This window comes from Streptomyces sp. MZ04 (genome assembly GCF_004684775.1).
Lineage (GTDB): Bacteria > Actinomycetota > Actinomycetes > Streptomycetales > Streptomycetaceae > Streptomyces.
The window spans coordinates 1-11,528 of record NZ_SRIC01000258.1; the positions used below are offsets into that span (position 1 = coordinate 1).

Annotated in this window: 12 protein-coding genes; 5 read left to right on the forward strand and 7 right to left on the reverse strand. The window is 71.6% G+C overall.

What is annotated here, in order from left to right; translation table 11 throughout:
• The first annotated feature begins 109 nt into the window (after nucleotides 1-109).
• From E2651_RS34390 to E2651_RS34405, 4 genes are all read left to right on the forward strand, one after another.
• Nucleotides 110-1,096: a hypothetical protein gene (locus tag E2651_RS34390; RefSeq protein WP_135335184.1), complete on the forward strand. Its 987-nt coding sequence runs from the start codon at nucleotides 110-112 to the stop codon at nucleotides 1,094-1,096.
• Nucleotides 1,093-2,436 carry a histidine kinase gene (locus tag E2651_RS34395; protein WP_245239406.1) on the forward strand — a complete coding sequence of 448 codons (1,344 nt, stop codon included), beginning with the start codon at nucleotides 1,093-1,095 and terminating at the stop codon, nucleotides 2,434-2,436. Before E2651_RS34390 ends, E2651_RS34395 begins: the two co-directional genes overlap by 4 nt.
• Nucleotides 2,433-3,101: a response regulator transcription factor gene (locus E2651_RS34400; RefSeq protein ID WP_135335185.1), complete on the forward strand. Its 669-nt coding sequence runs from the start codon at nucleotides 2,433-2,435 to the stop codon at nucleotides 3,099-3,101. Before E2651_RS34395 ends, E2651_RS34400 begins: the two co-directional genes overlap by 4 nt.
• An 83-nt stretch (nucleotides 3,102-3,184) precedes the next feature.
• Nucleotides 3,185-4,633: a penicillin-binding transpeptidase domain-containing protein gene (locus tag E2651_RS34405; RefSeq protein ID WP_135335186.1), complete on the forward strand. Its 1,449-nt coding sequence runs from the start codon at nucleotides 3,185-3,187 to the stop codon at nucleotides 4,631-4,633.
• 23 nt (nucleotides 4,634-4,656) lie between these two features.
• Here E2651_RS34405 and E2651_RS34410 read toward each other — a convergent pair whose 3' ends face one another.
• From E2651_RS34410 to E2651_RS34430, 5 genes are all read right to left on the reverse strand, one after another.
• Entirely contained in the window at nucleotides 4,657-5,382 is a 726-nt protein-coding gene (locus tag E2651_RS34410) for a hypothetical protein (RefSeq protein WP_135335187.1), read from the reverse strand.
• Nucleotides 5,379-5,666, reverse strand: a complete 288-nt coding sequence (locus E2651_RS34415; protein WP_209446313.1) for a PadR family transcriptional regulator — start codon at nucleotides 5,664-5,666, stop codon at nucleotides 5,379-5,381. Before E2651_RS34415 ends, E2651_RS34410 begins: the two co-directional genes overlap by 4 nt.
• 71 nt (nucleotides 5,667-5,737) lie before the next feature.
• Complete coding sequence (locus E2651_RS34420) at nucleotides 5,738-6,496, reverse strand: CPBP family intramembrane glutamic endopeptidase (protein ID WP_135335189.1); 759 nt, start codon at nucleotides 6,494-6,496, stop codon at nucleotides 5,738-5,740.
• Between the two features lie 137 nt (nucleotides 6,497-6,633).
• Nucleotides 6,634-7,449, reverse strand: a complete 816-nt coding sequence (locus E2651_RS34425; RefSeq protein ID WP_135335190.1) for an HAD family acid phosphatase — start codon at nucleotides 7,447-7,449, stop codon at nucleotides 6,634-6,636.
• A gap of 155 nt (nucleotides 7,450-7,604) precedes the next feature.
• Nucleotides 7,605-8,228, reverse strand: a complete 624-nt coding sequence (locus E2651_RS34430; RefSeq protein ID WP_245239407.1) for a TIGR03086 family metal-binding protein — start codon at nucleotides 8,226-8,228, stop codon at nucleotides 7,605-7,607.
• Nucleotides 8,229-8,411: 183 nt separating this feature from the next.
• Here E2651_RS34430 and E2651_RS34435 point away from each other — a divergent pair, with 183 nt between their 5' ends.
• Nucleotides 8,412-9,620: an MFS transporter gene (locus tag E2651_RS34435; protein ID WP_135335191.1), complete on the forward strand. Its 1,209-nt coding sequence runs from the start codon at nucleotides 8,412-8,414 to the stop codon at nucleotides 9,618-9,620.
• Here the strand turns inward: E2651_RS34435 and E2651_RS44790 are convergent.
• Together E2651_RS44790 and E2651_RS34450 are read right to left on the reverse strand one after the other, a co-directional pair.
• On the reverse strand, nucleotides 9,595-10,224 hold the full coding sequence (locus tag E2651_RS44790) for a hypothetical protein (RefSeq protein WP_209446312.1): 630 nt from the start codon (nucleotides 10,222-10,224) through the stop codon (nucleotides 9,595-9,597). The two genes, E2651_RS34435 and E2651_RS44790, sit on opposite strands and share 26 nt — an antisense overlap.
• Before the next feature lie 70 nt (nucleotides 10,225-10,294).
• Complete coding sequence (locus E2651_RS34450) at nucleotides 10,295-11,500, reverse strand: hypothetical protein (protein WP_135335192.1); 1,206 nt, start codon at nucleotides 11,498-11,500, stop codon at nucleotides 10,295-10,297.
• Nucleotides 11,501-11,528 lie beyond the last annotated feature (28 nt).

Sequence of the window (11,528 nt, forward strand, 5' to 3'; positions counted from 1 at the left end):
TTGGGGGAGGGGGGGGGTTGGGGGAAGGAAACCCCCCTCCCCCGCACGGCGGACCCGGATCATCGCCGCGCAGGACGCCCCCCGCGGCCCCCGCCGCGAGCGTAGAGGCATGACGCTCACCCTCGTCCCCGCCCAAGCCCGCACGGCAGTGCCCCGCACCCTGCGAGCCATCGCCATCCTCGCCTGCCTCCCCTACCTCTCCCTCAAGATCGCCTGGATCGCCGGCAGCCACCTCGGCATCCCCGACGGCAGCGGCCTCCTCCAGCACCGCACCTCCATGATCTTCGCCAACAGCCTCACCGTACTGATGGACGCCTGCGTCATCGTCCTCGCCCTGCTCCTGACCCGCCCCTGGGGCCTGCGCACCCCCGCCTGGCTGCTCGCCCTCCCCATGTGGGCGGCCACCGGACTGCTGACGCCGATCATGGCCGGATTCCCGCTCCAGCTCCTGGTCAAGGCACTCGGCGGCAGCAGCAACCAGGGATCGAGCAGCGGCAGCGGCGCCTTCCTCGACGAGTGGGTCTTCGGCGTCGTCTACGGCGGCTTCATCCTCCAAGGGCTCGCCCTCGGCGCCCTCTTCGTCCGCTACGCCCGCCACCGCTGGGGCCACCTGTGGCAAGGCCGCATCCAGGACCTGCCACGCGACACCGCGTCAAAAGCCGACCGCCGCACAGCAGTCACCGCCGCCCTCCTCGCCCTCGCCCCCGCGACCCTGCACCTCCTCTGGGCCACCGGTTCCACCCTCGGCCTCGACGAGGCGCGCATCGAGCAACGTACGACCGACTTCTACGTCCTCGAAGTGCTGGACATCGGCTACCTCTGCGCCACCGTGGCCGGCGGACTCCTCATCGCCTTCCGACGAGCACCCGCGCTGCCCGTGAAGGTGCCGCTCGCGCTCGGCTGGCTCGGCTCCGGCGCCGTCGCCTGCTGGGGCGGCTGGCTGCTGTTCGCCCTGCTCGTCGGCGTCGACGAGATCGCCGAGCGGCCGCCGGCGCCGATGCTCCTGACCTACTCTGTGCAGATGATCGTCGGGATGCTTGTGGTCACCCTCGGGGTGCGCTTCTTCAAGAACCCCGTCTCCAAGGACCCCGCGTGAAGGCCTCCGCCACGACTTTCGCCACAGCCCTCTTCGGGCGGCGGGCACGCCGCCGGTGGATCCATCTGATCCTCGGCGGCGCGCTCTCCATGCCGTACGTCTTCGTGGGCTCCGTCATCGTCGGCCCGCTGCTCGGCGAGGACGCCGTCTTCGGCTCGCTCACCGCCCAACTGGCCGCGTTCGCCGTGGGGTTGCCGCTCGCCGCGATCACCGCGCTCTTCCCCCTCACCCGGCCCATGTCGGTGGCGGCCGTGCGCGCCCTGTGCGACGTACCGGGCGAGAGCCTCGCCGACGGGCCCGCGCGGTCCCGCACGGCGCGCGGTCGCACCGTCACGTGGTTCACGCTGCATCTCGGGTTCGGCGGGATCATCAGCGGGATGTCCCTCGCGCTGCCGCCGTTCGCGGGGGTGCTGATCGCGCTGCCGTTCGCCGCGGCGCTGCGCGGCAGCCGGGTCGGGATGCCCGAAGTCTTCGGCGAGGGCTGGCTGCTGGCCCTCTCGCCGGTCATCGGATTCGCCTCCCTCGTGGCGCTCGCGGGGTGCGCGGCGGGCGCCGGGACGCTGCTCGCGCGCTGGGCGCCCGAACTCCTGGGGCCCACGCCCGCCGACCGGCTCGCGGCGGCCGAGCAGCGCGCGGCGGACCTCGCCGTGCGCAACCGGCTCGCGCGGGAGCTGCACGACTCGGTGGGGCACGCCCTGAGCGCCGTCACGCTCCAGGCGAGCGCGGCCCGCCGGGTGCTCGACAAGGACCCGGAGTTCGTCCGTGAGGCGCTGACCGCGATCGAGGAGACGACCCGGCGCACCGTGGGTGAACTCGACGCGGTCCTCGGGGTGTTGCGGGAGGGTGACCAGACCGCACCGACCGCCCCGGCCCCCACCCTCGCCGCCGATCTGGACGGGCTGCTCAAGCGGACCCGGGCGGGCGGCCTGCGCGTGCGATCCGCCGTGGAACTCGGCCCGCAGGGCCCGGACGCCCTGCCCCCGATGGTCTCCCGCGAGGCGTACCGCATCGTCCAGGAGAGTCTGAGCAACGCGCTGCGGCACGCCGGACCCGACGCCACCGCGGCCCTGCGGATCGCCCTGGACGGTACGGACCTGGAGATCCTCGCGCAGAACCCGCTGCCCGCCACCGGTGCCGCGTCCCGCCGGGGCGGCGGCCACGGCCTGCGCGGCATCACCGACCGTGCCCGGCTCCTGGGCGGCACGGCCGAGGCAGGGCCGGTGGACGGCACCTGGCGCCTGCGCGTACGACTCCCCCTGAAGGGCCCGCACGACCACGACCACGACCCGAAGAAACCGCAGAAGCCGCAGAAACCGCAGAAGCCGAAGGAATCCGCATGACCGAGACCGCCGCAGGACCCATCCGTATCGTCCTCGCCGACGACGAACGCATGGTGCGCACCGCCCTGCGCGTGATCCTCTCCGCCGAGGACGGTCTGGAGGTCGTCGGCGAGGCGGCGAGCGGCGCGGAGGCGGTGTCCGTCGTGCGCGAGCTGAGGCCCGACGTGGTGCTCATGGACGTACGCATGCCGGAGATCGACGGCATCAGGGCCACCGAGCAGATCCTGCAGACGCTCGCCGATCCGCCGCGCATCGTGGTCGTGACGACCTTCGAGAACGACGCCTATGTGTACGAGGCGCTGCGGGCCGGAGCCTCCGGGTTCCTGCTCAAGCGGGCCGACGCGGACTCGCTCGTCCAGGCGGTGCGGCTCGTCGCGCGCAGCGACTCGCTGCTCTTCCCGGCGGCCGTGCGCGCCCTGGCCGCCGAGCACGCGCGCGCCAAGCCCGCGGCTCCGGCGTGGGTGGCCAGGCTCACCGGGCGCGAGAGCGAGGTGCTGCGGCTGATGGCGGCGGGGCTGACCAACGCGGAGATCGCCGGGCGGATGGGCGTGGGCCCGGCGACGGTGAAGACGCATGTGGCGTCGGTGCTCGCCAAGACGGGGGCCCGGGACCGTACGCAGGCGGTGATCGCGGCGTACGAGGCGGGCTTCATGAACGACGCCTGACACCCCTGGTCCGACTATGAGGAATCTCTAAGAAACCCGGCAGAACGGAACGAAAGCATCCGCGCCGCTCGTCCTTTCACGGGATGAACAAGACGATCAGGCATGCCTCGGTCTTCACGCTGCTGCTCGTGCTCGCCCTCCTGGTGCGGGCGACGTGGGTGCAGTTCTACGACTCGAAGGCTCTCGCGGACGACAAGCTGAACCGGCGCAACGCGATCGAGCAGTACGCGAACCCGCTGGGCGACATCATCGTGGGCGGTGACGCCGTCACCGGCTCCGAGCGGACGAAGGGCGGCGACCTCGCGTACAAGCGCACGTACAAGGACGGCGATCTCTATTCGGCCGTCACGGGCTACAGCTCGCAGGTGTACGGGGCTACGCAGATCGAGGGCATTTACAAGGACGTCCTCGACGGCACCGACAACCGGCTGAAGAACCCCCTGGACACGGTCACCAACAAGCGCGCCGACCCGGGTGACGTGGTCACGACCATCGACCCGGCGGTACAGAAGGCCGCGTACAAGGCGCTGGGCGACAAGAAGGGCGCGGCGGTCGCGATCGACCCGAAGACCGGCAAGATCCTCGGCATGGTCTCGACACCGTCGTACGACCCCTCGGACATCAGCGGTTCCACGGACTCCAAGGAGTGGAAGGCGCTGACCGGCGACGAGGACAAGCCGATGGTCAACCGTGCGCTGCGGCAGCCGCTGCCGCCGGGTTCGACGTTCAAGCTGGTCGTCGCGGCGGCGGCCCTGGAGGACGGGCTCTACGGCTCGGCGGACACCCGGACCGACAGCCCGAACCCGTACACGCTGCCCGGCACGACCACGGTCCTGAAGAACGAGAACGCGAGCGCGCCCTGCGAGGACGCGACGATCCGTACGGCGCTGCAGTACTCCTGCAACAACGTCTTCGCGAAGATGGCCGTCGACCTGGGCCAGGACAAGGTCAAGTCGATGGCCGAGAAGATGGGCTTCAACGCCGACAAGCTGGACGTGCCGGTGCGCGCGTCCCAGAGCGTCTACCCCTCCGACATGGACAAGGCGCAGACGGCGCTGACCGGCATCGGCCAGTTCGACGTGACGGCGACGCCGCTGCAGATCTCGATGGTCTCGGCCGCGATCGCGGGCGGCGGCGAGCTGGTGGCGCCGCACATGGTGTCCCAGATCACCGACGCGGACGGCAATGTCCTCGAGTCGTACGACGACGCGGACTCCGAGCGGGTGATGAGCGAGGACACGGCGAGCGAGCTGCGGTCCGCGATGGAGACGGTCGTCGAGAAGGGCACGGGCACGAACGCGCGGATCAGCGGCGCGGACGTGGGCGGCAAGACGGGCACGGCCCAGCACGGCGAGAACAACAGCAAGACGCCGTACGCCTGGTTCACGTCGTACGCGAAGGGCGGCGACGGCAAGGAGGTGGCGGTGGCGGTCATCGTGGAGTCCTCGGACGCGTCAAGGTCAGAGGTGAGCGGCAACGGCCTGGCGGCGCCTATCGCGAGGGCGATGATGTCAGCGGCGCTGAACTCGTAAGGCCCGCACCACCGGTGTGGAGGTCAACGCCGCGACCTCCACACCTGCCGGCCCCAAAGGCAGGCAAGCGGCACCAGCGCCCCCACCAAAAGCCCCCCGGCGAAGCCGAATCCGCTCCCCGCGTCGCCGTCATCGACGGCAACCACAACACCCGCCAGGACAACAGCCACGGCCGCCACACCCAGCAGCACATAGAACCGCCGGCTGAAGAAAGCCCCCCGCTCCGGCACCCCCGGCGGCACCGAGATCTCCGCCCCAGGACCAACACTCGCAGCCCGAGGCCGCTTGAACCACGCGTACACGATCCAGTTCCCGCACGCCTCCCACCCCTCGGGAGCCAGCCGCTCGTCAAGCCCCTCACGCCCCCGCGTGATCAGCTCACGCCGGTACTCCCACCGCTGCGGCCGCTCGAGATCCCGGTGGCTGACGAAGCGCCCGAGCGCGTCGACCCGCTCGACCTCCCACCCCTCGCCGCCGAAGCGGTTCAGGAGCTCCTCGTCGACGTACGTGTCGGCGGTCCAGCGCCACGTCTCCACGTGCGCGTCGGGAACCTCGGGCCGCCCCTCTCCCCCGGCGGGCGCCAGATCCCGGGCGAACTCCTCCACGGGCCCGAACTCGGCCTCCGGCTCCGCCCCGCCCGACTCCTCCAGGTGCGCCCGCAGATCCGCGACGGTCGCCTCGACGCGCTCGGCGGGCACCCCGTGCTCCCGCAGCCGACCGGCCAGGTCATCGAAGTAGCTCAGGCTCATCGCACACCCGCCTTGCCCAGGACCTCACGTACGGACGCGTCGAAGGCCAGCCACAGCCCGCCCTGCTCCCCGAGCGTCTCGCGCCCCGCGTCCGTGAGGGAGTAGTAGCGCCGCCCAGGACCCTTCTCCGTGGCCCGGAACTCGGCGGCGACCAGGCCCGCCTCCTCCAGGCGGTTGAGCACGGGATAGAGCGTGCCGCCCTTGATCTGGCCGAACCCGGCGGCGCCGAGCAGCTTGGCGATCTCGTAGCCGTAGCTCTCGCCGTCGGTGAGGCTGGCAAGCACGAGCAGATCGAGTACGCCCTTGAACCAGCTGGCCCGGCGGTCGGTCTTGGCGCCCGAGGACGCGGGCGGGGTCACGCCCGGCTTCCCTTCGCGGCCGGCTCGTACACCGGCACGGAACCGATCGGCTCCGGTTCGGGGAGGGTCAAGTCCCGTACGGAGAGGGCGATATGGACGGCGACGGGGAGCAGCAGGCTCCCGCTCGCCACGTAGAGTCCGGCGAACAGCGCCCCGACGCAGGCGAAGGCGATGACGCCGCTGCGGCCCTGGTAGAAGCCGGCGACGGCGTACACGATGACCGAAAGGGCCGCCGCCACGTAGACGTTGAGGCCGAGCACGCCGACGCCGAAGGCGATCAGGAGCCCGCGGTAGACGAGTTCGGCGCAGATGCCGTCGGTGACGGCGACGGCGATCGCGAGGCGGCGTTCCTGTGCCGTGCGCGGCAGCATCGCCTGGATGGAGGCGAGCCCCGGTACGTTCCTGCCGCCTTCGGCCAGGGCCCGCATCTTCCGCCCGGAGACGACGGAGACCGCCGCCACCACGGCGATGACGACGACCGTGGACACCGGCGAGTCGGGCGCCGCGATGCCGAGATCGGCGGCCGCCATGCCCGGCGAGAGCAGCAGCACCGCGACGGCGAGCGCGGCGAAGACCCACCAGAAGGCGAGCACGAAGGCGAAGTAGCGGACGAGAGCCCGCGGTTCGGTGTCGCGGCGACGCGCGAGCGAGCCGTAGACCCGGCGGCCGAGCCAGGGCTCGCCGAGCAGCAGATACGCGCCGAGCACGGCGGTGACGGCGGTGGACGCGGCCGAGAAGTCCGGCGAGACGGTCATGGGATCCCCCTTCCCGAAGGGGCCGCGCGGCGCGTGCCGCACGGCCCCATGAGCATGTGAGCTACCTAGACCGTAAGGCGACCTAGTCAGGAATGCAAACTATCTCGCGATGCCGAGCCTCCCGGCACCTCCGGTGCCTACTCGACGAAGTACGTCGGGTTCGGCAGCTTGTACGCCTTGTCCGCGTAACCGCCCGCGAGGTCGGAGGCCTGGTCGCCGAAGCTGCCGACGACGTCGTAGCCCTTCGACTCGATGTGCTTGCGGGTGCCCTCCTTGAACTGCACGGTGGTGCACTCCCACTTGGCGGGCGTGGCGCAGTCGCTCAGGTAGGCGGGCGGGTTGGTCTTGTCCTTGGTGAACACGTGCTGCCGGTCCAGCTGCGTGTCGTACCCGGCCTTGGCGAGGTTGGTGACGGCGCCGTCACGCTGCGACTCGCTCAGGCCGGTGAGGAAGAAGACCTCTACGCCCTGGCCCTTGGCGTACGCGACGAGTTCTGGCATGCCGAAGACGGCGGGGCGCTTGGCCGCCTTGACGTAGGCGTCCCAAGTGGCGCTGTTGTAGGTGTAGTTGGTGGTCTTCTCGTAGTCGAAGCTGAGCAGCGAGGTGTCGTCCACGTCGAGGACGATCGCGGGCTTCTTGCCGTGGGCGCCGCTCTTGGCACCGCCCTTGGTGCCGTGCGCGGCAGCCTTCCTGATGTCCTTCTTCGCCTTCGCCTGGATGCGCGCCAGGTCCTTGGCGTAGGGGCTGTCGGGCGCGGAGCGCCAGACGCCGTCGGCGTCCTGGTACGCGCCGTAGTAGTCGTCGATCTCGCCGACGAGCAGGCCGATGTTCTGCGGCTCTGCGGTGTGCCGCGCCGAGGCGTTGTCGGCGGTGGCGGCGCCGGTGCCGTACAGCGCGGCACCGGCGACGGCACATGCGGTGGCGATACCCGCCACCCGTAGGGACTTGCGCATAGGGCGGTCTCTCCGGATCAGTGTGTGCGTAGGGGCAACAAGGTGAGCAGGTCAACGCCTGTCTACGCGCCTTGTCTACGCGCATCACACGGGCGCCGCGAGACCCTGGCCGGACCCTTTACTTGATCGATACCTGACCCGGAGGGAGCCCACGCCTACGCTCCCGGTGTCCAGCCCGGGTCCCTGCCGCTGAGGCCGATCACCCGGTCGAGGAGCGGTGCGTCGTCGGGCACGGGAACGACGGGCCCGAACAGGCTGTTGCCCGAAGCCGCACCCTCCTCCGGAGTGAGCAACTCCTTAGCCACGCCGAGGCTCGCCTCGTCGGGCGCGTACTCCTGACCCGTCGCACGCGCCAAGTCCCAGCCGTGCACGACGAGTTCGTCCATGGCCACAGCACCCGCGACGGCACCCGGCAGATCGATACCGCCGGCCCGGGTCATGCCCTCCCACGCGGCCGGGTCGCGCCACACATCCACCAGCTCGTCGAGCAGCTTCGGCAGCTCGCCGCGCCAGCCGGGACCGATGTCCGGCGAAGAGTTCGCCGGGTCCTGGTCGAGCGCGGGACCCAGGTCCTTGCGGCCCGCATCGCGGAACGCGCCCGTCAGCCCGATCAGATGACCCAGCAGATGGCGCACCTCGTACTCCGGACAGGGCGTCGGTCCCGAGAGCTGCTCGTCGGTGACGCCCTCCGCGACGGCCGCGACGAGGCGGGCCTGCGGCGCGAAGTCGATCAACTCTGCCATCTCTGCCATCTCTGCCATCTCGGTCATCTCTGTCATCTCTGTCATGGATCCTCCCGAGGCTCGGCGGCCCTGCCCCCGGGCCGCTCTCCTGGTCCTGTGGACCGACCCGGCGCCCGAAACTCATCGCGGCTCATCGACACGCGTCGCCGGACGCGGCGCGTGGATCTACCGCACCTGCCCCATGCCGGACCAGGGGCCTTAGAACCACCATCACCTGCCATGACATCGACGATCGCGCGGGTCCTGCGCAACCGCGACGCGAGCCTCCTGCTTGGCGCGGTGGTGGTCTCCGGCTTCGGCAGCTCCGCGATGTGGCTGGTCTCCGGGATCTGGGTGAAGGAGCTGACCGGCTCGGACGGCCTGGCCGCGCTCTGCGCCTTCGCCCTCTGGGCCCCGGCCCTGATCGGCCCCCTGCTTGGCACGATCGCCGACCGCACCCGCCGCAGGCCCCTGCTCGTCCGGACGAACCTGGCCCTGGGCGCCCTGCTCACCTGCCTCCTGTTCGTCGACTCCGCGGGCACCCTGTGGATCCTCTTCGCGGTGCTCTTCCTGTACGGGGCGTTCGGCGCCGTCACCGACGCGGCGGAGGCGGCCCTGGTGACGGCGGCCGTCGGCAAGGATCTGACGGGGGACTTCAACGGGCTGCGGATGTCCGCGAACGAGGGCATGAAGCTGATCGCGCCGCTCGTGGGAGCGGGCCTCTTCGCCGCCTGCGGAGGCGCCCGCGTGGCACTCCTGGACGCCGCCACCTTCGTACTCGCGGCCGGGATGTTCACGCTGCTGCGGGTGCGCGAGAGCACGCCGGTGCGGACTGCGGCCGACTGGCGGGCCCAGACCGCCGAAGGCGCGCGGTATCTGTGGGGGAACGCGCGCCTTCGGCCGCTCGTGGTGGCCGCCGGGCTGACCATGCTGACCTCGGGGGTCAGTGGCGCGACGGTGTACGCGGTCGTGGAGGGGCTCGGCCGCTCCCCCGCGTACACCGGTGTGCTGTACGCGGTGCAGGGCGCCGGGTCGGTCGCGGTCGGCGTCGCGTCGGGGGCGCTGATGCGACGCTTCGGAGCGCGCCGGTTCGGCGGGGCGGGCATCGCGCTCACCGCGCTCGCCGTGGTCCTGCACTCACTTCCGTACGACGTGACGGCCCTCGCGGGCAGCCTCGCCAACGGCCTCGGGCTGCCCTGCGCACTGATCGCGGGCATGACGACGGTGCAGCGCGAGACACCGGGGGCCCTCCTCGGACGCGCGGCGGCCACCGCCAACACCCTGATGTTCACGCCGACCGCGCTGGGCATCGCGCTGGGCGCGGCCCTGGTCGAGACGGTCGACTACCGCCTGCTGCTGCCGGTCCTCGCGGGGGCGCGGCTGCTGATCGCCGCGCCCCTGTTCAAGTCGCCCTCCGTGCGGGCTACTTCACATCGGCCCAGCGCTTGATCGTCGCGATGACCTCGGCCTGCTCGGCGGCGGGCAGCTTGGCGATGGAGGCGCCGTGGTTGGAACCGGGCACCTCGTAGCGGTGGGAGTCGCGGTGGCTGGGCGTCACCTTCTTGGCCGCGAACGGACGAGCCTGTGCAGCTCGGCGGTTCACACCTCGTCGCGCTCCCGACTGTCCCCTACGGCAGGACGGCCACGGGTCGCATCTCCCGCCCTCGGCTACGCCGGGGACGGAACGGGCATGGTGACAAATGCCCACGCCGAGCGTGCGCGGTTGCGCACGTTGACCCCGGCGACGACGTCGGCGGACCCAGCGAGGCCACACCGACGACAGAGGAAGTATTCCCGGGTGGGCCGGTTGGCCCGCTCGGTGTGCCACCTTCTTGATGGCCCGCACCGCTGGTTGCGCCGACAGCCCGAACGACGCCTTCACCTCCGCATACACGACCTTCTGCAACCCGTTGCGATCCCGCACACCCGTCTCGAAAGCAATCCGAGAGGCGTAGTCGGCAGCCCGGTTGCAGGCGCGCAGGGTCTCATCCAGCACCAACGCCTGCTCACGCGTCGGCAGCAGCTTGATCTGCACCACTATCTTCACGATCACCGAACGTACACACCTCTGTGCGAGACCCCCACGCATTCGCGACCGCCCACCACAACGAGCGACAAGGCGCTCAAGCTGTCGATTGTGACGCGTGGACGGCATCCGCCCTCACTTCACCTGAGAAGGCCTTCTTCACGTACGCGAGATCCACGTCGGACGCCAACCCGGCGTGGTAGAGCCGCAGTTCGTCGGCGCCCAGTGCGGCCGCGCGTTCGGCGTCCGCGCCTAGGCCGACAGGGTTGCCGCCCATGCCGGACACGACGGTGAGGTTCGCGGCGAGCGTGGTGCGGGCGGTGCGGTACGGGGCGAACGCCGTCAGGGCGTCCGCGCCGCCCGTGCAGGGCACGACCACGCCGTCCGCCACGGAGAGGATGTGCTCGGGGTCGACTCCGGCGTTCGCGCCGCAGTGGTACGTCACCGGGTCGGCGTGCAGCAGCACTTGGAAGCCGTCGGGGGCGGCCGCGCGGACCGCCGCGATCGCCGCCTCCTGGAGGGTGCGAGCGGTCTCCTCGCGCCACGCGCGCGTGGCGGCCGCCTGGTCGGCGCCGAGGAGCTTCTCGACGGCCGCCCAGCCGCCGGCGGGTTCCTCGCCGCGCCACACGGGCTCCAGGGCGCGGCGGACCGCGGGGGCCAACTCGTCGGGGTCCAGGCCCTGTCCGGCGTAACCCTGACGGCAGTCCGCGCAGAAGCAGAGCGACATCAGGTACTGCCCGGCCTCCCCGAGCGGCACCCCCGCGATCTTGTCGTGGGCGTGCAGATGCGCGAGGCCGTACCAGCCGAGGGACTCCAGCTCGGTGCCGCGCGCGCCGGGGCGTACGGCGGCTTCCGCCGCGAGGTCGACCAGGTACGCGCGCGTGGCGGGCCGCGCGATGCAGGGCGCCCAGGGGTAGCGGTCTCCGTAGGCGTTGACGACGGAGGTGTGCGGATGGTCGGCGCCCATCCGGGAGTTGTGGGCGAGGACGACCCAGGTGTGCACGTCGAGTCCGGCGGACGCCAGCGCGTCGGCGGCCTCTCCGTAGGCGTCGCCCCGGGCCCAGCTCCCGGCCGCGTACGGACGCAGGTCCCGGCCCTGCCAGCGGGCGGCGTCCGGCTCGTACAGCACGGCCGCGTGCTCGGCGGTGACGATGCGGTGGCGGGGGTGGCGCGGGGTCAGCGCGCGCGTGGAGTGATAGGCGGCGGCGAGGGTGACCTGCTGGACGCCGAGGTCCGCGACGCGGGCGGGTGCCTCGGGGTCGCCGACGACGTCCCAGGGGTAGAGGAAGGCGGAGGTCCTCACGCGTCCGCCCCCGCCCGCAGCAACGCCC

Bases quoted from the DNA above. Each gene is read 5' to 3' on its own strand.
- E2651_RS34410 (WP_135335187.1), bottom strand. From the start codon at position 5,382: ATGAGCCTGAGCTACTTCGATGACCTGGCCGGTCGGCTGCGGGAGCAC.
- E2651_RS34400 (WP_135335185.1), top strand. From the start codon at position 2,433: ATGACCGAGACCGCCGCAGGACCCATCCGTATCGTCCTCGCCGACGAC.
- E2651_RS34405 (WP_135335186.1), top strand. From the start codon at position 3,185: ATGAACAAGACGATCAGGCATGCCTCGGTCTTCACGCTGCTGCTCGTG.
- E2651_RS34430 (WP_245239407.1), bottom strand. From the start codon at position 8,228: ATGACAGAGATGACCGAGATGGCAGAGATGGCAGAGATGGCAGAGTTG.
- E2651_RS34420 (WP_135335189.1), bottom strand. From the start codon at position 6,496: ATGACCGTCTCGCCGGACTTCTCGGCCGCGTCCACCGCCGTCACCGCC.
- E2651_RS34390 (WP_135335184.1), top strand. From the start codon at position 110: ATGACGCTCACCCTCGTCCCCGCCCAAGCCCGCACGGCAGTGCCCCGC.
- E2651_RS34435 (WP_135335191.1), top strand. From the start codon at position 8,412: ATGACATCGACGATCGCGCGGGTCCTGCGCAACCGCGACGCGAGCCTC.
- E2651_RS34425 (WP_135335190.1), bottom strand. From the start codon at position 7,449: ATGCGCAAGTCCCTACGGGTGGCGGGTATCGCCACCGCATGTGCCGTC.